This is a genomic window from Acidobacteriota bacterium, from assembly GCA_030774055.1.
Taxonomy (GTDB): Bacteria; Acidobacteriota; Terriglobia; order Terriglobales; family Acidobacteriaceae; genus JACPNR01.
The window spans coordinates 1-23,189 of the sequence record JALYLW010000138.1 but is presented as its reverse complement, the minus strand read 5'-3'; the positions used below and the strand labels follow the sequence as shown (position 1 = coordinate 23,189).

20 protein-coding genes are annotated in these 23,189 nt (G+C 63.3%); 9 read left to right on the top strand and 11 right to left on the bottom strand.

All coding sequences use genetic code 11. The annotated features are described in order from the left end of the window. Window positions 1–669: 50S ribosome-binding GTPase (locus M3P27_11815; GenBank protein ID MDP9268994.1), on the bottom strand; the 669-nt coding region annotated here is incomplete at its 3' end. Window positions 670–957: 288 nt separating this feature from the next. Here M3P27_11815 and M3P27_11810 point away from each other — a divergent pair. The 4 genes from M3P27_11810 (at window position 958) to M3P27_11795 (ending at window position 5,913) form a co-directional block, all read left to right on the top strand. Beyond that, entirely contained in the window at window positions 958–1,665 is a 708-nt protein-coding gene (locus M3P27_11810; GenBank protein ID MDP9268993.1) for an ABC transporter ATP-binding protein, read from the top strand. Between the two features lie 256 nt (window positions 1,666–1,921). Next, window positions 1,922–4,369 carry an ATP-dependent Clp protease ATP-binding subunit gene (locus tag M3P27_11805; GenBank protein ID MDP9268992.1) on the top strand — a complete coding sequence of 816 codons (2,448 nt, stop codon included), beginning with the start codon at window positions 1,922–1,924 and terminating at the stop codon, window positions 4,367–4,369. A gap of 102 nt (window positions 4,370–4,471) precedes the next feature. Continuing rightward, window positions 4,472–5,515, top strand: coding sequence for an alpha/beta hydrolase (locus tag M3P27_11800; protein MDP9268991.1), 1,044 nt, complete (start codon window positions 4,472–4,474; stop codon window positions 5,513–5,515). 143 nt (window positions 5,516–5,658) lie between these two features. Next, window positions 5,659–5,913 carry a glutaredoxin family protein gene (locus M3P27_11795; protein ID MDP9268990.1) on the top strand — a complete coding sequence of 85 codons (255 nt, stop codon included), beginning with the start codon at window positions 5,659–5,661 and terminating at the stop codon, window positions 5,911–5,913. 73 nt (window positions 5,914–5,986) lie between these two features. Here M3P27_11795 and M3P27_11790 read toward each other — a convergent pair whose 3' ends face one another. Further along, on the bottom strand, window positions 5,987–6,436 hold the full coding sequence (locus tag M3P27_11790; protein MDP9268989.1) for a MarR family transcriptional regulator: 450 nt from the start codon (window positions 6,434–6,436) through the stop codon (window positions 5,987–5,989). Window positions 6,437–6,640: 204 nt separating this feature from the next. Between M3P27_11790 and purB the strand changes: the two genes are divergently transcribed. Beyond that, complete coding sequence (gene purB / locus M3P27_11785; protein MDP9268988.1) at window positions 6,641–7,975, top strand: adenylosuccinate lyase; 1,335 nt, start codon at window positions 6,641–6,643, stop codon at window positions 7,973–7,975. On the opposite strand, the gene M3P27_11780 is transcribed toward purB, so the two are convergent. From M3P27_11780 to larB, 3 genes are all read right to left on the bottom strand, one after another. Beyond that, on the bottom strand, window positions 7,972–8,109 hold the full coding sequence (locus M3P27_11780; protein MDP9268987.1) for a hypothetical protein: 138 nt from the start codon (window positions 8,107–8,109) through the stop codon (window positions 7,972–7,974). The genes purB and M3P27_11780 overlap by 4 nt on opposite strands. A 24-nt stretch (window positions 8,110–8,133) precedes the next feature. Further along, on the bottom strand, window positions 8,134–8,934 hold the full coding sequence (locus M3P27_11775) for a VTT domain-containing protein (protein ID MDP9268986.1): 801 nt from the start codon (window positions 8,932–8,934) through the stop codon (window positions 8,134–8,136). Window positions 8,935–9,007: 73 nt separating this feature from the next. Next, window positions 9,008–9,754: a nickel pincer cofactor biosynthesis protein LarB gene (larB, locus tag M3P27_11770; GenBank protein ID MDP9268985.1), complete on the bottom strand. Its 747-nt coding sequence runs from the start codon at window positions 9,752–9,754 to the stop codon at window positions 9,008–9,010. A gap of 109 nt (window positions 9,755–9,863) precedes the next feature. Here larB and M3P27_11765 point away from each other — a divergent pair, with 109 nt between their 5' ends. Continuing rightward, window positions 9,864–10,493, top strand: coding sequence for a UbiX family flavin prenyltransferase (locus M3P27_11765; GenBank protein ID MDP9268984.1), 630 nt, complete (start codon window positions 9,864–9,866; stop codon window positions 10,491–10,493). Window positions 10,494–10,747: 254 nt separating this feature from the next. Here M3P27_11765 and M3P27_11760 read toward each other — a convergent pair whose 3' ends face one another. From M3P27_11760 to M3P27_11745, 4 genes are all read right to left on the bottom strand, one after another. Beyond that, window positions 10,748–11,197, bottom strand: a complete 450-nt coding sequence (locus M3P27_11760; protein MDP9268983.1) for an NUDIX hydrolase — start codon at window positions 11,195–11,197, stop codon at window positions 10,748–10,750. A 44-nt stretch (window positions 11,198–11,241) separates the two neighbouring features. Next, window positions 11,242–11,793, bottom strand: coding sequence for a hypothetical protein (locus M3P27_11755; protein ID MDP9268982.1), 552 nt, complete (start codon window positions 11,791–11,793; stop codon window positions 11,242–11,244). Then, complete coding sequence (locus M3P27_11750; GenBank protein ID MDP9268981.1) at window positions 11,790–14,147, bottom strand: adenylate/guanylate cyclase domain-containing protein; 2,358 nt, start codon at window positions 14,145–14,147, stop codon at window positions 11,790–11,792. Before M3P27_11750 ends, M3P27_11755 begins: the two co-directional genes overlap by 4 nt. Before the next feature lie 287 nt (window positions 14,148–14,434). Continuing rightward, on the bottom strand, window positions 14,435–15,127 hold the full coding sequence (locus M3P27_11745; GenBank protein MDP9268980.1) for a nitroreductase family protein: 693 nt from the start codon (window positions 15,125–15,127) through the stop codon (window positions 14,435–14,437). A 245-nt stretch (window positions 15,128–15,372) separates the two neighbouring features. On the opposite strand from M3P27_11745, the gene ligD reads away from it, so the two are divergent. Beyond that, window positions 15,373–17,280: a non-homologous end-joining DNA ligase gene (gene ligD / locus M3P27_11740; protein ID MDP9268979.1), complete on the top strand. Its 1,908-nt coding sequence runs from the start codon at window positions 15,373–15,375 to the stop codon at window positions 17,278–17,280. Between the two features lie 86 nt (window positions 17,281–17,366). Here the strand turns inward: ligD and M3P27_11735 are convergent, their stop codons facing one another. Further along, window positions 17,367–18,383: a hypothetical protein gene (locus M3P27_11735; GenBank protein ID MDP9268978.1), complete on the bottom strand. Its 1,017-nt coding sequence runs from the start codon at window positions 18,381–18,383 to the stop codon at window positions 17,367–17,369. A gap of 468 nt (window positions 18,384–18,851) precedes the next feature. On the opposite strand from M3P27_11735, the gene M3P27_11730 reads away from it, so the two are divergent. Next, window positions 18,852–19,652 (top strand): hypothetical protein, encoded by an 801-nt coding sequence (locus tag M3P27_11730; GenBank protein ID MDP9268977.1) that lies wholly within the window; start codon window positions 18,852–18,854, stop codon window positions 19,650–19,652. A gap of 118 nt (window positions 19,653–19,770) precedes the next feature. Here M3P27_11730 and M3P27_11725 read toward each other — a convergent pair whose 3' ends face one another. Then, entirely contained in the window at window positions 19,771–19,944 is a 174-nt protein-coding gene (locus M3P27_11725; GenBank protein ID MDP9268976.1) for a hypothetical protein, read from the bottom strand. 410 nt (window positions 19,945–20,354) lie between these two features. Here M3P27_11725 and uvrA point away from each other — a divergent pair. Further along, window positions 20,355–23,189: excinuclease ABC subunit UvrA (uvrA, locus tag M3P27_11720; GenBank protein ID MDP9268975.1), on the top strand; the 2,835-nt coding region annotated here is incomplete at its 3' end.

Below are 23,189 nucleotides of genomic sequence, written 5' to 3'. Positions count from 1 at the left end.
CGCCGCCACCTCTTTGAGGTTGAACTTCTCCACCGCCGCCTCGAGGTCTTTGCCCAGGTCGGTGCTCTCGCTGATGTTCAGCACGTAGAGGATCGGCTTCTGGCTCAGGAACATGAACCCGCGGATGAGCTTCTCTTCCGCCGCGCTTATCGCCATCTCGCGCAGCGGACGCTCACTCTCCAGCTGCGCCTTCGCGCGCTTCAAGACGTCGGCTTCGCGCTCGAGGTCGAGCGACTTCATCCGTTTCAAATCTCTTTCCAGGCGCTCCATGCGCTTCTCGATCTGGCCGAGGTCCGAGACCATGAGGTCGAAGTCCACATTCTTGATGTCACGCAGCGGATCGATCTCGCCCACGTGGGCCACCGCCGGATTCTCGAAGGCACGTACCACGTGGATGAGCGAATCCACATTGCGCAGCGTGTTGGCGTAGGCGGCTTCTTTCAGCGCCTCTTCGCCCACCGCGGCAACGTCCACGTATTCGATGCTCGCGTGCACCGTCTTCTTCGGACTGTAGAGCGCAGACAGCTTGTCCAGACGCTCGTCCGGGACTTTGGCCACGCCCAGGTGCGCCTCGCGCGGGTTCGTCCGCTCGTCGAGGTGCGCCTTGGTGAGGATCTTGAACAGCGAACTCTTGCCTACCTGCGGCAGGCCGATGATCCCTGACTTCATTACGGTCTCATTCTCCCCGTGCCCTCAGCCGTTCCCGGCCACAAGAGGCAAACATTCAGTAAAACAGAAAAGCGGGAGTCTGCAAACTCGTCGCCTGGCTGCGTTCTATCTCTGCAGTTGTTTCTACGGAATCCCATATTCGAGTTTGGTTGCCCGACTTTGGTAACCTCGCAGGCGGAACCCCGCGCCGGGTCGCCGGGTTCTAATAGGAAGCACGGGGAAACCCGCGCCGATTGCGGGGGATGGAGCGCGGAATCTTCGCTTCCAACCGGAGGACGAGTGCATCCAATAGACGAGACGGCAGAGCTGCTGCGGGTGGAGAACCTCAAGAAGGTCTTCCGCAGCGGACAGTCCGACTTGGTGCTCTTTGAAAACTTGTCCTTCCGGGTACGGAAGGGAGAGATGTTGGCGATCGTAGGCGAGAGCGGAAGCGGCAAGAGTACCTTGTTGCACATCCTCGGCGCGCTTGATAGCGCTTCTGCCGGTGACGTATACTGCGCCACAATGAAGCTGCGATCGCTCTCAGACGATGCGGCGGCGGAATTCAGGAATAAAGAAATAGGATTCGTATGGCAGTTTCACTACTTGCTGCCCGAATTCACCGCGGTGGAAAACGTGGCCATGCCGCTGTTGATGCGGGGCCGCGATAAGTCTGAGGCCGAGCGGGAAGCCCTCGGGTGGTTGCGCGAAGTCGGTTTGGGAGAACGCGCGCACCATCGTTCGGGCGAGCTCAGCGGGGGCGAGCAACAGCGGGTCGCGTTAGCGCGCGCGCTCATCACCCGCCCTCAGTTGCTCATGGCCGACGAGCCGACCGGCGATCTGGATAGCCGGAACGCCGAGTTGGTCTTCGAGCTGATCTCCAGATTGCATCACGAGCACGGGCTCACCTCCCTCATCGTCACCCACAATCATGACTTCGCGCGCCGCTGCGACCGCGTGTTGCGGCTGGCCGGTGGGCGGGTCGAGGAGCTGAGTCCGGAATCGCTCCCGGCGTAGAGGTGACGCCGTGGCCGGGACGAGTCAGGGTTCAGGGACAGGGTTCAGCAACAGGGTTCAGTAACCAAGGGTCAAGTGGTAACGGGCTGGTTACAAAGGTTTTGCTGGGATGGCGGCGATGGAAGTCTCATAATCGTCACCGGGCCAGCAGGATGGGTGTTGCTTTCGGGATCAGCGGTGACTCCGAAGGCGCAACAAGGAGGCTTGGCGCTGCCGCATGGGGCGGCCGCTGCGCAGGTTCTCCGCGGAGAGGGACATGTTTGAGCGGTATACAGAAAAAGCGCGGCGCGTGATCTTCTTTGCGCGCTACGAAGCCAGCCAATTCGGCTCCCCCTACATCGAGACCGAACACCTGCTGTTGGGCTTGCTGCGTGAAGACAAGGCCCTCACCAACCGGTTCCTGCGGTCGCACGCCTCGGTGGAATCGATCCGCAAGCAGATCGAAGGCCACACCACGATCCGCGAGAAGGTCTCCACCTCGGTCGACCTCCCGCTGTCGAACGAATGCAAGCGCGTGCTCGCCTACGCGGCCGAAGAGGCCGAGCGGCTCTCGCACAAACACATCGGCACCGAGCATCTGCTATTAGGGCTGTTGCGCGAAGAGAAGTGCTACGCCGCGGAGATCCTGCACGAGCGCGGCCTGCGCCTCTCCGCCATCCGTGAAGAACTGGCCCGCACCACGCAGGAAAAAGCGCCCAGCTCGCAGCGCAACCGCGAGTCTTCCCTGCTTTCAGAATTCTCCCGCGACCTGACCCAGGCCGCGATGGATAACCAGCTCGACCCGCTCGTCGGACGCGATTCCGAGCTCGAGCGCGTGGTCCAGATCCTATGCCGCAGGACGAAGAATAATCCCGTGCTCATCGGCGAGCCCGGCGTCGGCAAAACGGCCATCGTCGAAGGCCTGGCGCAGCGCATCGCCGATGGCGACGTGCCCTCGTTCCTCGCCGATAAGCGCATCCTGGCGCTCGATCTCTCGCTCATCGTTGCCGGCACCAAATATCGCGGCCAGTTCGAAGAGCGTCTGAAGACCATCATGAAAGAGTTGATGGACAATCAGAACGCCATCATCTTCATTGACGAATTGCACACGCTCGTCGGCGCCGGCTCGGCGGAAGGTTCACTCGACGCCGCCAACATCCTCAAGCCCGCGCTGTCGCGCGGCGAGATCCAGTGCATCGGCGCGACCACCCCGGGCGAATATCGCAAGTCGATCGAGAAAGACCGCTCGCTCGAGCGCCGCTTCCAGTCGGTGAAAGTCCCGCCGCCGGATGAAGCCACCGCCATCAAGATCCTGGGCGGCATCAAGGACCGCTACGAGAAATTCCACGCCGTCACCTACACCGAAGACGCCATCCAGTTCTCCGTCTTCCATTCGAACCGCTACATCCCGGACCGCTTCCTGCCCGACAAGGCCATCGATCTGATCGACGAAGCCGGCGCGCGCGTGAAACTGCGCCAGACCTCGCTGCCCGATGAGATCACCGACGTGCAGAAGCGCATCAAGTTCATCGTCCACCGCATGGAGAACGCCATCGCGAACCACGAGTTCGAGAAGGCGCGCTTCTACAGTGACGAGGAGCGCAAGGAGCGCGAGAACCTGCGCGCGCTGCGCGAGAAGTACCACCTCGACGAATCGTCCACCGGCGTGGTGGGCCGCGAGGACATCGAAGACGTGGTCTCGCGCTGGACCGGCGTGCCCATCAATTCGATCAAGGAAGAAGAATCGCAGAAGCTGCTGCGTATCGAGGAAGAGCTGCATCGCCGCGTGATCTCGCAGGATAAGGCGATCAGCGCTCTCTCCCGCGCCATCCGCCGCTCGCGCGCCGGACTCAAGAACCCGAACCGCCCGGTGGGCTCGTTCCTTTTCCTCGGGCCGACCGGCGTGGGCAAGACCGAAGTCGCGCGCACCCTGGCGCAGTTCATGTTCGGCTCGGAAAAATCGCTCATCCGCTTCGATATGTCCGAGTTCATGGAGAAGCACTCGGTCTCGAAACTCATCGGTTCCCCTCCCGGATACGTCGGCTACGAAGAGGGCGGCCAGCTCACCGAACGGGTGAAGCGCGCGCCCTACTCCGTCGTGTTGCTGGACGAGATCGAGAAGGCGCATCCCGATGTCTTCAACATCCTGCTGCAGGTCTTTGAAGACGGCCAGCTCTCCGACGGTCTCGGCAACACCGTCGACTTCAAGAACGCCATCATCGTGATGACCTCGAACATCGGCGCGCGGCATCTGCAGAAGCGCACCGGGCTCGGCTTCCAGTCCAGCAAGGAAGACGTGATCTCCGACAAGGTCGAGGAGTTGGTGAAGAACGAGGTCAAGCGCACTTTCAACCCTGAGTTCCTCAACCGTCTCGACGAAGTCATCATCTTCCAGGCGCTGACGGAGAAGGACCTCATCCAGATCGTGGAGTTGATGGTCAACCAGCTGAATGCGAATCTGGCGCAGCGACACATCACCATCACGGTCACCGAAGAAGCGCGCAAGTGGATACTCGACAAGACGCTGACCGACCGCAATTACGGTGCGCGGCCGCTGCGCCGCGCCATCCAGCGCTACATCGAGGACCCGATGTCGGAAGCGTTGATTCAGGGTACTTTCGCCACGCGCCCGGCGTTCATCGAGGTCTACCTCGAGGGCGACCGCCTGTTCTATCGCCCGGTCGGCGAAGAGAAGCAGGAAGGCATGCTGCTGAACTCGAACTAGCTCGCATCAACACAAAAAGGCCGCTGGTTTCCCGGCGGCCTTTTTGTTTCTCTCGGGTGACATCCGGCCGGGAATATCGTCTGTTGGAGCAAGGAGAACTCTATGTCCCTGCGACTCCTCGTCACGATCCTGGTGCTCGCATTGTTTTGCGATGCTGCCGAGCTTCCACGCAAGAGCGGCCCGGTCGAGAGCTACCCCGGCATCGAGGTCAAACTTGGCGCCATCGCCCTCGCGGACGGCACCTTGCTACGGACCATCGTCACCTATCCGGCGGCGAACAGCGGCAAGGTGCCGGCCGTATTCTTCGTCGGATGGCTGAGCTGTGATTCGATGGAATCTCCCTCGGACTCCGACGGCTTTGCCGCGCTGATGCGCCGCGTGGTGCAGCGCTCCGGCATGCTCACGTTTCGCGTGGACAAACCCGGCGTGGGTGACAGCCAGGGAGACTGTGCGCGCACTGACTTCACGCGCGAACTCGCGGGCTACCGTGCCGCTTTCCGGGCGCTGCTCGCTGAGCCGCGCGTAGACCGCGAGCGCGTCTTCCTCGTCGGGATGAGCAATGGCGGCGGCGTGGCGCCCTTGGTCGCTGAGGAGACGCCGGTGCGCGCCTACGTCTCAGTCGGCGGCTGGAGCCGGACGTGGCTTGAGCACATGCTCGAGCATGAGCGCGTCCGCCTGACGCTGGCCGCCAAGCCGCCGGGCGAGGTGACGCGGCAGCTTCGGGGATTCGCAACCTTCTACGACGAATATCTGAATCAGCGCAAGACACCGGCCCAGGTGCTGGCAGGTCATCCGGAGATGAAAGCTATCTGGTATGACGCGCCCGATGGGCAATACGGGCGTCCCGCGGCGTTCTATCAAGACCTGCAGTCCCTCGACCTCGCCGAAGCTTGGGCGCGCACGCCGGTCCCGGTGCTGGTGATCCGTGGAGAATACGACTGGATCATGAGCCGCGCGGATGCCAGCGCGATTGCCGATGCGGTGAACCAAACGCATCCCAAGGCGGCGACTTACGTGGAACTGCCCGTCGACCATGGGTTGATGAAGCGAGGCTCGATGGCGGAGGGCTTCGGCCGCGAGCGCAGCAGTTTCAACGAAGATGTGGCCGTAAGGGTGCTGGACTTCCTGCGCACGCATTCACGCTGAGGGCAAGTCGCGAGCTGTCCTACGGCAAAAGCAAAGCTGCTCGCCGTGATTACAGATGACTGGAGGCAGATGATAGATATAGAGAGCAAAGCGTCTGGATCTCGGGGCCGCATCCTCGGCGCCGGTACCATCATCTACTCCGCATGGGATTGACCGTCTATTGCGCTCCCTGGTGTGCTGACTGCCGCGAAGCGAAACGCTGGCTGGCGAAGCACAACATCCGCTTCACCGAGATCGACATCGAAGCCGTTCCCGGCGCCGCCGACGAGGTCGTGAAGCACACCGGCAAGCGCGCCATCCCGCAGTTCGTCCTTGACGGCCAATGGATCCAGCCTTATCGCCCGGGTGAGGGTTTCCTGTATGACGAGATGGAAGCTCTGTTCGGCATTTCTACCTGACCGTATTCCTGCTCTGCGTGCGATAGAGGTCCTTCGGCTCGCCGCTGCGGCCGGCGCTCAGAATGACACTGTCTTATCGGTGCCTGCGCCTGCCCCCGTTTTGCTCGCGCGTGAGCTTGCCCAGCGTCCTCGCGAGCTCCGACGATTGCACGCGCAGCTGCCTCCGGTTCAGGACAAAGATCTTCTGCAGCACGCGCTCGCCCCTGGCAGTCAGCTCGACCATCACCTGGCGGCGGTCGGTGAGGCCGGCCACGCGCCGCACCAGCCCCATGCGCACCGAACGGTCGACCAGTTCGACCACGCTGTGGTGCCTGAGCAGCAGGCGGTCAGCCAGCCCGCGGATCGAGGGCTGCATCCCTGCCGGCAGCCCGCGCAAGGCGAGCAGCAGCAGATGTTGTTGGGGCGCGACCCCGGCCACCTCCGCCGCCTGCTCACTGAAGCTGGTGAAACGGCGGATCTGGTAACGGAACTCGGCCAGCGCGCGGAAGTAGCCGTCACTCGCTCTTTCGGGGGCCCTGTGCATTGTATCGTGCTTCGATATAATGTGCCTCATCTCGCTCCCGAGCGCTCCCCCTCCCCGGATGGGTCTCCGTGATCGGGAAACGCATTGTTCGTACCGAAGGTTTTTGGCCGGCGGAGGCCAGTACTGCGTTTACAATCCTAAGTTTCCACATCGTACTTACTTTGGCGCTGGCGGTACACCAAAAAACCGCAAGGAGTCCCTCCCTTGATCGCACGCTATACGCGTCCCGAAATGGGCGGCATCTGGAGTGACGAAAACAAGTTCCGCATGTGGCTCCGGGTGGAGCTCGCTGCCACCGAGACCCTCGCCGCCGCCGGCATCGTGCCCCCGGAAGCCGCTGCTGCCATACGCGATAAGGGCGATTTCGACCTCCAACGCATCCATGAGGTCGAGGCCGAGGTGAAGCACGACGTGATCGCCTTCACCACCGCGGTGGCGGAGAAGATCGGGAAAGAATCGCGCTGGCTGCACTATGGCCTGACGTCAAATGACGTGGTCGATACGGCCCAGGCGCTGCAGCTCAAAGACGCCTCCGCCATCATCCGCAAGGATCTGGAGAAGCTGCGCGACGTGCTCAAGCGCCGCGCTTTCGAGTTCAAACGCACTCCGCAGATCGGCCGGACGCACGGCATCCACGCCGAACCCATCACCTTCGGATTGAAGCTGGCGAATTGGTATGCCGAGATCGAGCGCGACATCGTCCGTTTCGACCGCGCCGGAGAAGAGATGCGTGTCGGCAAGCTCTCCGGCGCCGTCGGCAACCTCGCCCACCTCGAGCCCGAATTCGAAGCCCAGATCTGCGAGCGTCTGGGGCTGGAGGTGGAACCGATCTCCACCCAGGTCATCCCGCGCGACCGCCACGCGAACTATGTCGCCACGCTCGCGGTGATCGCCGCCACCCTGGAGAAGATCGCCCTCGAGGTCCGCCACCTGCAACGGACAGAAGTCCGCGAGGCAGAAGAGTTCTTCAGCGAGAAGCAGAAGGGCTCGTCGGCCATGCCGCACAAGCGCAACCCGGTCACCTCCGAACAGATCTGCGGCTTGGCCCGCGTGGTGCGCGCGAACGCGCAGGCGGCCTTTGAGAACGTGGCGCTCTGGCACGAGCGCGATATCTCGCACTCCTCGGTCGAGCGCGTCATCCTGCCCGATTCCACCATCCTGGTGGACTACATGCTGGCCAAGACAGCGAGCCTGATCGACACGCTGCTCGTCTATCCCAAGCGCATGCTCGATAACCTGGAGAGCACCGGCGGACTGGTCTTCAGCGGACAGCTCCTACTCGACCTCGCCGAGAATGGGATGCTGCGCGAGCAGGCCTATCGCGTCGTCCAGAAGAACGCGATGCGCGCCTGGAAGCAGGGCGAGAACTTCAAGGCCCTGGTGTTGAAAGATAAGCAGATCACGGCGCGCGTCCCCCGCCAGCAGATCGAGCGCGCGTTCGACCTCAAGCGCCAGCTCAAGAACGTGGACAGGATCTTCGAGCGGGTGTTCGGCGCCGGGACACCCCGAGGCAAAGCCGCGGCAAGGAAGCGGCGCTAGCGAGTGGTAGTGATGACTGTGACGGGCGTTTGGTCGAGCTGTCCCACGGGATACCCGGCGTCCACCCAGGCATCGTAGCCGCCGGCGAGCGGCCGGACGTGGACGATGCCGTGCCGCTTCAGCAGCAGCGCCACCCGGGCGCTGGTCGCTTCGTTGGGTCAAGTACAGAAGAGCACGATCTCGCGGCCACGCGGGATCTCGTGGTTCATGTGCTCGATATCTTCCGGCGCCATGCGGATGGCACGGCTGATGCTGGTTCCCTGGAACTCGAACCGGCCGCGCAGGTCGACGATGGTGATGTCTTCGCCCGCGTCCAGCCTGGTCTTGAGCTCCTGCGGCGTGATGCGTGCGATCCGCAATTGACGGATGAAGCGCTGCCGCTGCGCCCACTTCCATAGCAGGTAGAGTCCGAACAAGGCGAGCAGGAGCCAACCGAGCCGTCCGCCCAGTAGCAGCGCGCGCTCCATGAACTCGAATATCTGGTGCCCGAAGATGTATCCCAGAGCCACGAACGAACCGGCCCACAGCAGCGAACCGAGCGCGTCGTAGATGAGGAAGTGCAGCAGGCTCATGCCCACGATCCCCGCCATCGGCGGCGCGGCGGTGCTGAAGCCAGGAACGAACTTAGCGAATAGCAGGGAGGGCGCGCCGCGTCCCGCGAACGCCATCTCCGTCCTGCGCACGCACGAATCCGGCTCCAGCGAGATGCGGCAGAGCATATTCAACACCCGCGTGCCGCGGATGCGTCCGAGATAGAACCAGAAGGAATCGCTGAACAGCGAAGCGACCACCGACACGAGCAGCACCGTCACCAGGCTCATTTTTCCCGCGCTGGCCAGCGATCCAGCCGCGACCAAGATCGGAACGGACGGTATGGGAAGCCCGGCCTGCTCGGCCAACACCCAGGCAAAGAGCACCAGGTAGCCGTGCTGGGTCACGAATTCGAGCGCTTCCTTCATTCGGTCTCCGGGATGACGAACTAGATGAGAATCAGATGACAGCGCTGCAGAGGACGATGCAGCCGATCATGCGCTACAGCCGATTGATCACGCTCGCCACATATCCCGCGCCGAAGCCGTTATCGATGTTCACCACGCTCACGTTCGACGCGCACGAGTTCAGCATCCCCAACAGCGCCGCCAGGCCCTCGAAGCTTGCGCCGTAGCCCACGCTGGTCGGGACGGCGATCACCGGCACCGCGACCAGGCCACCGACCACGCTCGGCAGCGCGCCTTCCATCCCGGCGCAGACGATCACCACGCGCGCGTCAGTGAGCGCCTTGCGGTTCGCCAGCAGCCGATGGATGCCCGCGACGCCCACGTCGTAAAGATGCTCCACGTCGTTGCCCATTATCTCCGCCGTCACGACGGCTTCTTCGGCGACGGGGATATCGCTGGTCCCCGCCGAGACTACCGCGATGGTCCCTTTGCCGTACTTGCGGGAGTCTTGCTCGAGCACGATCGCGCCTGCCAGCTCGCGATACTCTGCTCGCCGGATCCTCTTTCGGACGGCGTCAAACTGTTTCTCCGTCGCCCGCGTCGCCAGCACGTTGTTCCCGTGTTTTGCCAGCTTCGCGAAGATTCCCGCGACCTGCGAAGGCGTCTTCCCTTTTGCCAGGATGACCTCGGGCATGCCCGCGCGCAGCGCGCGGTGGTGGTCCACCTTGGCGAATCCCAGGTCCTCGAACGGCATGTGACGCAACCGCGCGACCGCCTCGTCGGGTGAGAGCTTGCGCGCCCGCACTTCATCGAAGAGCTTCTTGATGGATTCGGCGTTCATCGCGGGGTGAACATTCCTGTCGCTGAGTCCACGAGCGAATCAGAGTATCAAATGAAGCGGCCTGCCGCGTTCCGCTCGCACCTTCTGCCTGTTATCCTCGTGCACTGCGATGCCAGCCACTCTGCCAGCCCCTGCCAACATCACCGTCGCCATGACGGGAGCGTCTGGAGCAACCTTTGGCCGTGAGCTGCTGCTCGCCCTCGAGCGCGACCGCCGCGTCGAGGCGGTGAACTTCATCGCCAGCGACAATGCGCTGCGCGTGATGGCGGAAGAGTTGGGCATCAAGGGCCGCAGCAACCTGCTGCAGCAGCTGCTTGGCAAGGCCGCGTCTGGTCCCCGCAGTAAGACGTTGAAGACCAAGCAGCAGAACAATGCGGACATCGGAGCCAACGTCGCGAGCGGCAGCTATCCTGCCGACGCCATGGTCGTGATCCCATGCTCCATGGGGACACTTGCCAGCATCGCCTGCGGGCTGGCCTCGACGCTCATCGAGCGCGCCGCCGACGTCTGCTTGAAGGAACAGCGGCCGCTCATCCTGTGCGTGCGGGAGACGCCGCTCAACAAGATCCACATCGAGAACATGCGCCGCGCCGCCGATGCCGGCGCCACCATCTTCCCGCTCATCCCCGCCTTCTATAACCGACCGAGATCGGCAGACGAGATGGCGCGCGAGTTCGCCGCCCGCGTGCTGCAACACCTTGGCCTGCGCCAGCCCGGCGCTTATCGCTGGAAAGGCTAGCGCTGCGGCATCCGCCTTTGTCCGCATTGAATCGCCGCCGCGTCTTGCGTTATTGTGGGCGTACACCGGAAAGGAGGTGGTCCAGTGCAAATGAGATCTGAAGATGGTAGTAGTCGGCTGAGACCGGCGTTAGGTGAGGTGGCTGAGGCTTAGGGCATCCGCTCTGAAGCCTTGTGTCCCACTTGGTGTAGGGACCGCTCGACGTGAGCGGAAGCCTCAAGCCAAACTCAACAGTTCCACCGCAGCGGCCCGTCCTACGGCGGGCCGCTCCTTTTTCCCGCCTTCGCCAATCCCTTGCGGATGACCTCTCCCGCCGCATCCGCGATGGAAAAACCACCATCCAACTCGGCGCGCGTGACCCAGCGGACCTCCGTAGCATCGCTCGCCGCGCGCAACTCGCCGCCCGCCACCTCGCACAGGTAATCGATCAGGACGTAGTGATAGCGCGTGCGCCCGTCGGGGTCGGCGAGGATGCGGTCATCGACATCGAGCACCTCGATGGGCAGCACGTCTAACCCGGTCTCTTCTTTCGCCTCGCGCGCCACGCCAGTGCGCAGCGTCTCGCCCAGTTCGAGCACGCCGCCGGGGATCGACCACTCGCCCTGGAGCGGTTCGGCGGCGCGACGGACGACGAGCGCGCGGCCGCGGTCGATGATCACCGCGCCCACGCCGATCAGCGGACGGTCGGGATATTCACGCTGCATAGGCTGTGTGAGAGTCGTGTGATGGCGGGCGATCCCGGCCGCCATCAAGAGAACAGATTGCGTGGCGAGAATTCCACGATCTTCCAGCCCTTGGCGCCGCGCTCGAAGCTGAAGCGCATCTGCTCGTGCCGCCGCACCGGCGAGCTGCCGTCGGCCGACGGCGTGGCCTCGTATTCGAAGTCCACGATCGCGACACCGCGGCCGCCTTCCGTCCCGCCTTCGGTCAATGTCTGCTTCAGCTTGTAGTAGACGCGGAAGCTGGTGTACTCGCGAAACCATGCGTTCATCTGGTCGGCGAAGCGGTTGTAGCCGGCGAGTTTGGCGGCGTCGAAGGCACCGAGGGACATGCGCGCGTTGCGGCTCTCCATGCCCTCGGCAAGCTGGAAGAGCAGGTCGTTGGCCACCGCGGTGGTGAAGGTCGGGGAGGTGGCGGCGGCATTCGCCGCGCGGGCATTCGCCGCGCGCGATGTGGTCGCGGCGGGCGCTGTGGAGGGCGCTGTCCCCGGCGCAGCCGACTGCGCCGGCAGCGGCCACGCGCCCAGCAGCAGGGCCGCGGCGATGTTGGCGATGGCAGCGACGACGGTGGAGCTCCTCATTTTGTCTTCATCTCGTAGACGCCATCCCATCCTGCCTCCGGCGCTTCCACCATGAAGTGATGGCAGCGGTGCAGGAGTTCGGTCGACGGACCGTCGCCAGGATACACGGTCAGCAACTCCTCGAACTTCTCCGTCGCCTCCTGCCACTGACTACGGCGATAGGCGTCGAGCGCTGAGGCGAACAGGTTGATGAGTTCGAGGTGGCGGTCCTGATCGATGATGAAGCCCATCAGCTCATAGATGGATATCGGCTGCGTCTTGCCTTTCACCTTGATGCGATCGATCTCGCGCGTGACGAACGCTTCCTTCACCTGCTCGTAGGTGTTCTCGCTGATGATCACACGCACGCCATAGTCTTTCGTCTTCCCCTCGAGGCGGGACGCCAGGTTGACGTGGTCGCCCATCACCGTCCAGGCCAGGCGCTTGACCGAACCCATGTTACCCACGTTGACCGGGCCGGAGTTCAGGCCGATGCCGACCTGCAGCGTCTGCTTTCCTTCCGCCGACCATTTCTCGTTCAGCTCCTCGAGGCGTTCGCCCATGCGCAGCGCGGCGGCACATGCGCGCATGGCGTGGTCTTCTTGCGGATACGGTGATCCCCAGAACCCCATGATGGCGTCGCCGATGTATTTATCCAGCGTGCCCCAGTGCTGGAACAGGATCTCCGTCATCGCGCCCAGGTATTCGTTCAGCAACTCCACCAGCTCGTTCGGCGTCAGACCCTCAGAGATGGTAGTGAACGACCGGATGTCGCTGAACATGATGGTGAGGTCTTTCATCTCGCCACCGGCACGGAAATACTTCCCCGGGTCCTTCTCCATCAGCCGGATCACACCCGGCGACACGTAGGTTTCGAAGGTGCGGCGCATCTTCCGCTTGGCGCGCTCTTCGAAGATCATGCGGTAGCTGGTGATGCCGGCGAAGTTCGCGATCAGTGTCGCGGCCGGCAGCACGAAGCTCAGCCACACGCCGTAGCGGCTGAACTCGAACTGCACCAAGGCAGTGAACAGGGCCAGTATGACCACCATCGTGAGGGTGGAAGTAAGCGGCTTGAGGTTGCTGAACGCGTACCCCATCACCAACCCAAAGAAAAGGATGGCGACCACATCGATCAGCTCCTGCGTCCGCCCGCGAGTGAGGAACCCGCGTCCGCGCTCGTTGTAGTGCAGCAGGTTGTCGAGTTCGTTGGCGTGGATCTCCACTCCCATGTAAGTCTCGCCGTGGAAGGGGGTCACGCGCATGTCGCCGATGCCGAGTGCCGTCGCGCCCACCAAGACGATCTTGTCCTTGAACGTGGATGCCGGCACCGTGCCGTCGATGACGTCGGCCATGGAGTAGTGCTGGTACGTTTGGTACGGTCCGGCGTAGTTGATGAGGAGCGCGCCATCCGGCGGCACCTTGATGTCATAACGGCCAAGCTTTACGCGCTCGAGGCCCGCAGGCGATATCGCCATGCTCACGTCTTGATCGGGGATGCTCTCATACTCACGCAGCGTCTGCAGCGCGAGCGAGGGAAACCAGTCGAGGTTCTGGTAACGCGCCACCAGCAGTCCGCGGCGGACGGTGCCGTCGGTGTCCACGGCAGCGTTGAAGAAGCCGAAGGATTTTGCCGACTCTGCCAGTAGCTTGATGTTCGGCTCCACGCCGTCATACACCACGCCGCCATTCTCCGCGAAGGCTTTGCCGGTATCGAGCGTACCGCCTTGGGGGACGCCCACGGCGTTGATCTGCGGAAAAGATTTTCCCCACGCCACGTTGTAGTAGTCCTCGGCAGCCTTGGCGTCCATCTCGACGACGCGGCTTTTGTCGAGGAAGAGATGGCCCAACACCACATTGTCGGCGCGCATCATCGCGTCAGCCAGGAGCGCGTCTTTGTCGCTCGCCACCTCGATGACGTGCACCTGCGCGATCACCTCGGGCGAGGCCTTGCCCTGCATCCGTGCCTGCAGCTGCTTCAGTGCTTCGCCGGAAGAATTCCTCCCGGGGGTGGGGAAAGTGACGTCGAAGGCGATCACGCGCGCGCCGCCCTGCTTCAGCTTGTCGATCAGCTGGGCGTAGGCATCGCGCGGGATCGGCCATGCGCCCACCTTGTGCAGCGTGGTCTCTTCCATCCCCACGATCACGATGCGGCCATCGTGCGCGCGCGCTCCGCGCGCCTGGAAGCGCGCGTCGAGCGAACGCTGCTCCACGTTCCTCACAAAGCTGATCGCGGCCATGTTCGAGCCGTCTGCCATCATGTAAAAGAGGTAGAGGCTGAACAGCGTAACGATCCCAGCGATGGCGTAGTCCACTCGGCGCAGCTTCTGCACAAAGCTGGTGCTGCCGCTGGCGACCTGTCGGAGCAAGAGTCTCAAAGGGGTGTAGGCCCGGCCAGGGGTACAGGAAACGCCTGCAAGAAACGCTGGCCGGAAATCTATGCAAACTCTACACCAGCAGCAACTCGGGAAGCGAGCAGGCGAAGGCCCTAGCAGTACTAGTACCCGGTACCCAGTACACAGTCAGCTAGGTGGAGCCCGGTCGTTGTAGCCCGCTCGCCCCCGAGCGGACGCTATGAACAGGAACGCCGGCGTCCCGCCGGCTGGCGTGGCGGCATCCTGCCGCCACCAGGTTCAACTGGGTACCGAGTACTGGGCACTGAGTACTACAGCTTGAGGGGCTTGCCCCACTCCTCTGCAAAGCAAACACGCTCGATCGGAAAGCGGCCGCCGTAGGGCTTGTCCTCGCCCTGGAGACGCCCGATGGCGAGCAGCGCGACCACGCGGACCGATTCCGGGACCTTCAACAACTTCTTGACCGAGTCCTCGTCGAAGCCTTCCATCGGCGCGGTGTCGTAGCCCAGCGCCTCGGCCATCCACATCAGCGTAGTAAAGGCGATCATCACCTGGCGATTGACCCACACGCCCAGGTCGGGCGCGATGCCGCCGACCGAACCGGGCTGCGAGCCGAGGAAACCGCGGACGGCATTTTTCGCCTGCTCGTGCTCTCGGTCGCCGCCGTAGCCATGCTCCTTGGCCATGCGCAGCGCTTCGTCAAGGTCGCCCGTCTTCCAGCCTTCCGTGTCGCCGCACGCCACGATCACCACTGGTGCTTCTTCCACTTTCGGCTGGCCGAACGCCGCCGCCCGCAGTCGCTTGCGCTGCTCGGGATCGCGGACCACCACGAACCGCCACGGCTGCAGGTTGTAGCCCGAGGGCGCGTGCAGCCCGGCATTCAGGATCTTCGCCAAGTCGGCTTCGTGGACCGGGGCGGACGGATCGAAGTGCGGCGTCGCGCGGCGCTCGCGCACTACCTCGCTCAGGGACTTCTCTTTGGCTCGCTCGGCCATATTGATCATTGCCTCCTACGCGTTCAGGAACCATAAACGGGATGGAGCTTGGATGAGATGCGCAGGGGGGATGTCGCACAAAAAGAACCTTAAAACGCTTACCGCGGATCGGCGCGGATGAACACGGATCGGAAAAGAGAACGGTCAAAAACAAAAAATCCGCGGTCATCTGCGTTCATCCGCGGTAGGTCTTTTCGGCCCCGAACAACCCGCAATCCACCCTCACCTTCTCTCTCTTGTGGTGAAATAGCCCGATGGCCCTCGAGGAATACAAGAAGAAGCGCCGTTTTGAAGCCACGCCCGAGCCGCCGCCCAAACTCGGCCAGCGCGATTCGCACCGCTTCGTCGTGCAGAAGCACCATGCTTCACGGTTGCACTACGACTTCCGGCTGGAGATGGATGGCGTGCTGAAATCGTGGGCTGTACCGAAGGGCCCGTCGCTGGATCCAGAAGACAAGCGCCTGGCGATGATGGTCGAGGACCATCCTGTCTCGTATTTCGATTTCGAGGGCATCATCCCCGAGGGCAACTACGGCGCGGGCTCGGTGCAGGTGTGGGACGTCGGGACTTGGGAACCCTTGGGAGATCCGCACGCCATGCTCGCCAAGGGCGATCTGAAGTTCCGCCTCCACGGCAAGAAACTGAAAGGCGACTTCGTGCTCGCGCGCATGCGCTCGCGCCGTCCTGGTTCCAAAGGAAACGAATGGCTGCTCATCAAGCACCGCGGCGCGGGCGACGTCTCCGGCTTCGACGCCGGCGACCCCAAGCTCGACTGGTCGGTGCTGAGCAAGCGCTCGCTCGCCGCCATCGCCGGCGATGCGCGCGCGAAGGAGTGGCAGAGTAGCCGCAAGTCCGCGCCGGCATCCTCCACGCACGGTGGCAAGAACGCGTGGCTGGCGGATTCCATCGCCGCCGCCGACCGTAAAAAGCGTTCGACCGCGGAGCGCGCAGAGACCGCAGAGAAGTCGAAGGCAAAGAAAAAGGTCCCTTCCGCGCGCGGTGCGAAGAAGTCTTCAAAATCCAGCGCGGAGGATGACAGTCGCTTCGCGGGCCCAAGAAAAGGTTCCTCGGCAGTCTCCGCGAGCTCGGCGGTCAAGCAGTTGAAGGGCGCCGAGCGAGCGCCCATGCCGCGCGCGGTCACGCCCATGCTCGCCACGCTCGTCGACGCGCCCTTTGACGATGACCAATGGCTTTTCGAGATCAAGTGGGACGGCTACCGCGCCATCGCCTATCTCGATGCCGGAAAAAATGGCGCCGGCCAAAAAAAAGATCGCGTCCGCCTGGTCTCGCGCAACCACAACGATTTCACCGCCGGCTTCCCTGAGGTCGCCGCCGCGCTTGCCGAGGGGGTGAAGGCGAAGCAGGCAGTGCTCGATGGCGAGATCGTCGCGCTCGACGCCGAAGGCCGCCCCTCGTTCTCGCTCATGCAGCAACGCACCGGCATGGACACCGGCCGTCCCGGCCGCATCGGCATCGCGCGCCGCGACGTTCCCATCGTCTTCTACGCCTTCGACCTCATCTGGCTCGAGGGTTACAGCCTCATGAAGGTCGATCTCGAACGGCGCAAAGAGATGTTGCGGACGATCATCGGCAAGCACGAGCGTCTGCACTACTCCGACCACGTCATCGGACAAGGCAACGCGCTCTTCCGTCTGGCACAGCAGAAGTCGCTCGAAGGCATCCTCGCGAAGCGGCGCACCAGTCATTACATCCAGAAGCGGACGCGCGACTGGCTGAAGATCAAGATCACGCAGCGCATCGAGTGCGTCATCGGCGGATACACCGACCCGAAGGGCTCGCGCGAGCACTTCGGCTCCATCATCCTCGGTTTGTACGATGAGAAGCAGCGACTCATCCACGTGGGGCAGGCCGGCTCCGGCTTCACCGAGCAATCGCACGCCGCGATGTGGAAGAAGCTGAAAGCACTCGAGACCCCGGCCAACCCCTTCTACGGACGCGTCGACACGCTGCGCAAGAACCACTGGGTCAAGCCCGAACTGGTCGCCGAGATCAAGTTCATCGAGTGGACGCACGAGGGCAAGCTGCGTGCTCCCGTCTATGAGGGGCTGCGCGCGGACAAGAAGCCGAAAGACTGCCGCTTCGAGCGCGCCCAGCCGGCGCTGAAGGAAGTAAAGAAAGCTGAGGCGGGCGAAGAGAGCTAGCTCCTTGCTTCGACACGGGCTGCAAATAGAAAACGGCCGCCTCGCGGCGGCCGCTTCCAAACAATGTTACGAGCAACAGCGCAGGCTTACTTCACTTCGCTCATGTTGAGCACGGTGCCGTAATCCGCACCGGTCGAAGCATCGACCGCCCGCGCCACGTAGCCGGTGAACGCCGTCCGATATTCCGGGTAGCGCTGCGCGAACGCCTTGATCAGCTCCATGTTGTTGGCAAAGCTGCTGCGCGCGTCATTCACGTCGGTGAGCGCTTTGTACTTGATCACCAGGTTCATGCCGTCGCCCACCTGCACCGGGAAGATCTGCGTGATCTGGTAGTTCTTGCCGCCGGCCGCGAGGGTCATCGGAGAATCACCCGGCAGGTCGCGCGGGACGATGGGCTGCGCCTCGCTATCCAGCTTTTCCACCGGACGCGTGATCATGAACGAGACCGGCAGCGCGAGATCGCGCGCGGTAACGTAATAAAAGTAGGCGTTGTGCATCTCGCCCTTGGCGCGATAATCGCGCGCATGGGTGAGGTACCAGCCCGGTCCGTTCGAGCCCACGCGACGCCGCTTGGGATAAAAGCCCGCCAGCTTCCAGCCGCTCGCCATCTGCTGCCCGCCGTTCATTTGCTGCAAGATCAGTGAGAGCCAGTACGGGCCCTTCTGTCCATTCGCTTCCATGATCACCAGCGCGTACCTCGCCGCCGGCAGGTTGGGGATGGAGAACTGGATGCGGTCGGCCGAGTTGTAGACGCCGCACATGAACATGGCGCGGTCGATAGTCGCCGGACCGCCGGTGGCGTCGAGCATGTAGGTGGAATAGATGTTCGGCTGCGAGCCGGCTAAGGCGTCTTTGCTGGCCAGCGCGCTGCGCTCGATGCCGCCGAAGTTCCCCTGCAAGCTGGGGATCGCGCTCATGCGCAGCGAGGAGACGTCGCCCGCGGCGGTGTAGCCGTAGAACTGGCGCGCCGTGGACTCGATGGCGCTCTTGGTGGCAGCGTCCATGTCGCCGGTGGTCAGGCAATTCTCGGCGCTCGCGGGGGCGATGGCGAAAGCGATGCAAACAAGAAGAACGACGACCTGCAGGATGCGTCTCATAGTCATTGCTTTCCAGATACTGGGTTTCCAGAATCAGGGACTGCTCATCGAAACGAGAAGCTACTCTGGTATAGATGCCGGTCAGCGCCTGTAAAGATGCGTGCCTGCGCCCTCTCCGCCGATGGGACTAAGGTTGCGCGCCCACCCGTACGGCGCCCGCGGTGCAGCGCGAGACGCGTACAATCACACCTGATGCGGCCAGACCGGAACGCATCTAACTGACTATATATGCCTCGGTGGCACAAACCGGCTCGCCTTTTGGCTTTCGCGCTCGCCACCGGCGTGTGCCTGGCGCCAATGTGTCTGCTACATGGCCAGACCGATCCTGCCTGGCGTCCAGTCGACCCGGCGAAGGCCGCCGCCGCGCAGTCTGGGCCGCACTCTGGGCCGCAGTCTGGACCAAGACCCGTGCGCACCGCTTCCGCCACGCCCGCGCCGGCACCATCCGCTGACGCAAGCGTGAGCAGCCCAAGGGTGAACCAAGCACCCGCCCCGATCGCGACCACGCGCGTGCCCGCGACCAGGGAATCGGTGACCAATGCCTCCGTCGCCAAGCGCTCAGCCAAAGGAAAAGAGAGGAGCAAGCAGCCGGTTCAGGTCGAACGGATCCCGCCGCCGCGTCCACTCACGCCCCAGCAGCTTCCGCCCACGCGTCCCACGGTGAGCTACCGCAACGGGCAGCTCAGCATCCTGGCCAACAATTCCACGATGGCAGACGTATTGAACTCGGTGCGGGAACAGACCGGCGCGCAGTTCGACATGACAGGGGTCTCCAGCACGGACCGCGTCTACGCCAAGCTCGGACCGGGCGCGCCCAAAGACGTTCTGGCTGCGTTGTTTGAGGGCTCGCGCTTCAACTTTGCCATCCTCGGCTCGGCCACCGATCCCGCCGCCGTTGCGCGCGTGGTGCTCATGCCCAGGGCCGGCGGCGCCACTACCGCGTCTCAGTCGTATCCCGTAGTGACGACGCAGCCCGGCGGACGGCTCCCCGCGCAGGCACAGCCCGAGGAGCAGGGTGACGAAGAGATGCCGCCGGAAGAAGCTCCCGCGGAGGAAGTGCAGCAGCCGGAGCCGGTGCGGCCCGAGCAACAGCAGCAGCAGCAGAATCCCGGCCAGGTGAAGACGCCCGAACAATTACTGCAAGAGTTGCAGCAGATGCAGCAACAACAGCAACTGCAGCAGCAACAGCAGCAGCAGCAGAATCCTAACGCTCAGCCGCCGCCGCAACCGCAGATTCCCGACCGCGAGATCCCAGACGATCAGCCGCCGCAGTAGCGAGTACTCAGTACCCGGTACCCAGTACTCAGCTAAAACCGATACGGCGGCTTCCGCCGCTGAGCGGAAACACGTGTGCCCAGCGCGGGACTCTTCTCCTGCAACAGATCTTCGGGGTTTAGTTTTTCTGGGTACTGAGTACCGGGTACTGAGTACTGACGGCCGGCGGCTCAGCATTCCGGCGCGAGCGCGCAAACAGATGCAGGATGCCGGCGATCACCACATATCCGGCGAGGATGCCGAAAGAGAACGCCGCCGTCAGCACGAGCAGGAACGTGGTCGAGATGAGCATGGTATGCAATCCGATAACCTCTGCCTAAGATGTGAGTTGCCGCTCGCTTGTTGCCGCATATCCGCGTTTTGTGGCCGCCGTATCTTGCCGCCACGCCGCGCGCTTGTCACGATTACGGCGGTACATGCCCGTCTTCCTCAATGTGCACTGCTTTGACGGACTGCGCTAGTAACCACTAAGATACGAAGTAGAGCTGCGCGTTCCGCTCGGCAGACCCGTCTGGGGCGCCGCCGCTCCGATTTCCGGGTGAGCGGCTGACGCGCGCCGTACCGCGCGTCGTCAGACGCGAGGGCGGAGCAGCTTCACCGCGTAGCCCTCAAAAACAAAAGTGCGGCTGACGCGCGCCGTACCGCGCGTCGTCAGACGCGAGGGCGGAGCAGCTTCACCGTGTAGCCCTCAAAAACAAAGTAATGGCCATCCAGAAGATCACGGTCCGCGGCGCGCGGCAGCACAACCTGAAGAACGTCTCCGTCGAGATCCCGCGCAACACGCTCACGGTGATCACCGGCCTGAGCGGCTCCGGGAAATCGTCGCTCGCCTTCGACACCATCTATGCCGAAGGCCAGCGCCGCTACGTGGAAACGCTTTCCGCTTACGCGCGCCAGTTCCTCGACCAGATGGAACGCCCCGACGTGGACTCCATCGACGGCCTCTCCCCCGCCATCGCCATCGAGCAGAGGACTACTTCGCGCAGCCCGCGCTCGACCGTAGGGACGATCACCGAGATTTACGATTATTTGCGCTTACTCTATGCCACCGTCGGGGCGCCGCATTGCCCGCAGTGCGGCCGGCCCATCTCGCGGCAAACGGCGGAGCAGATCGTCTCGCGCATCATGCAGTTGAAGGCGGAGGACCGCGTGATGCTCCTCGCGCCCATCGTCCGCGGCCGCAAAGGTGAGTTCAAGAAAGAGCTGGAAAAGCTGGCGCAGCACGGCTTCGTGCGCGCCCGCATCGATGGCGAGCTGCGTAACCTGGAAGAGGACGTGGCGCTCGACAAGCGCAAGAACCACACCATCGAAGTCGTTATCGACCGCTTGCTGGTCAAGCCCGGTATCGAGAAGCGGCTCGAGAACTCCCTCAACACCGCGATGAAGCTCGCCTCCGGACTGGTGATCGTCTCCGTGGTCGAGGGCGAGGAGTATCTCTACTCCTCGCGCATGGCTTGTCCGCAGTGCGGTATCAGCGTGCCCGCGCTGGAGCCGCGCTCTTTCAGCTTCAACTCCATCTACGGCGCTTGTCCGGAGTGCAACGGCCTGGGGTCGAAATACGATTTCGATCCCGCCAAGGTCATCGTCGACTGGTCGAAGCCGCTGCTCGAAGGCGCGCTTGGGCCCGGCTCTGGCTCCACCTATCTGCAACGCGCTGTCCAGCTCGCGGCGGCCGCGTATGGCTTCGATCTCGCAACGCCTTTCGAGAAGTTTTCCGCCAAGACGCAGAACCTGATCCTCTACGGCCCCGCCGAGCGAGACGGCAAGAAGATCGGCTGGGCCGGCGTGCTTGCCTTCCTCAAGGCAAACCTCGAGGACTCCAGCTCCGATAGCTACCGCGAGTGGCTGTTGAACTACATGTCAGCGACCGAGTGCCCGGCGTGTAAAGGCGCGCGGCTGCGTCCCGAGAGTCTTGCCGTCAAGGTCAACGGCATGTCAGTCGCTGAGTTCACCGCGCTGTCTTTGGGACGCGCCGTCGAAGCTGTGCGCAAGATCCAGCTCGACGAGCGCGGCCAGAAGATCGCCGGCCGCGTGCTGCGCGAGATCGAAGAGCGCCTCCAGTTCCTCAACGCCGTGGGACTGAATTACATCTCGCTCAACCGCTCGGCGGCCACGCTCTCCGGCGGCGAAGGCCAGCGCATCCGTCTGGCCACGCAAATCGGCTCGCGCCTGCGCGGCGTGCTCTACGTGCTCGACGAGCCTTCCATCGGATTGCATCACCGCGATAACGGACGCCTGCTCGCGGCCCTCGAAGCGCTGCGCGATCTCGGCAACACCGTGCTCGTGGTCGAGCACGATGAAGAGACCATTCGGCGCGCCGACTACGTGATCGACCTCGGCCCGGGCGCGGGACGCCACGGCGGCGCGCTCGTCGCCAGCGGCACGCCTGCCGACATCATGAACGCGCCCGCTTCCCTCACCGGGCAGTACATGGCCGGCAAGACGCGCATCGAGATGCTGGACCAGCGCCGCCAGCCCAACGGCAAAGCCATCACCGTACTCGGGGCGCGCGAGAACAACCTGCGCAACATCGATGTTTCCATCCCGCTCGGCGTCATGACCGTGGTCACCGGCGTCTCCGGCTCCGGAAAATCCACTTTGGTGAATGACATCCTCTACCGCGCGCTGGCGAAAAAACTTTACCGCTCGCGGGAAGAACCCGGCGCGCACAAGAGCATCAGTGGGGCGGAGAACATCGACAAGGTCATCCGCATCGACCAATCGCCCATCGGACGCACGCCGCGTTCGAATCCCGCGACCTATACCGGCGTCTTCACCCAGATCCGCGACTTCTATGCCATGCTGCCCGAATCGCGCGAACGCGGCTACAAGCCGGGACGCTTCTCCTTCAACGTCGCCGGCGGACGCTGCGAAGCCTGCCAGGGCGAGGGCCAACGCCGCATCGAAATGAATTTCTTGCCTGACGTCTATGTGCAGTGCGAGGTCTGCGGCGGCAAGCGCTACAACCACGAGACGCTGCAAGTGCGCCACAACGGCTACTCCATCGCCGACCTGCTCGAGACTTCCGTGGCAGACGCTCTACCTCTGCTCGAGAACTTCCCGCAGATACGCCAGCGCTTGCAGACGCTCGTCGACGTCGGCCTGGGATACATCCATCTCGGCCAGTCGGCGACCACGCTCTCCGGCGGCGAAGCGCAGCGCATCAAGCTCGCGCGCGAACTTTCTAAACGCCAGACCGGAAAAACGCTTTACCTGCTCGACGAGCCCACCACCGGCCTGCATTTTGACGACGTCCGCAAACTGCTCGAGGTGCTCCATCGCCTTACCGACCTCGGCAACACCATCGTCATCATCGAGCACAATATGGACGTGATCCGCAACGCCGACTGGATCCTCGATCTTGGGCCCGAGGGCGGCGAGGATGGCGGCCGCGTCGTCGCGACCGGGACCCCCGAACAGGTCGCCAAAGTAAAAAAGTCACACACCGGCCAAGCGCTCGCCGAGATCCTTGCCAAAATGAAGACGAAGACGAGCGCGACCGAGAAGCCGGCGCCGAAGAAAGAACTGCTCCCTGCC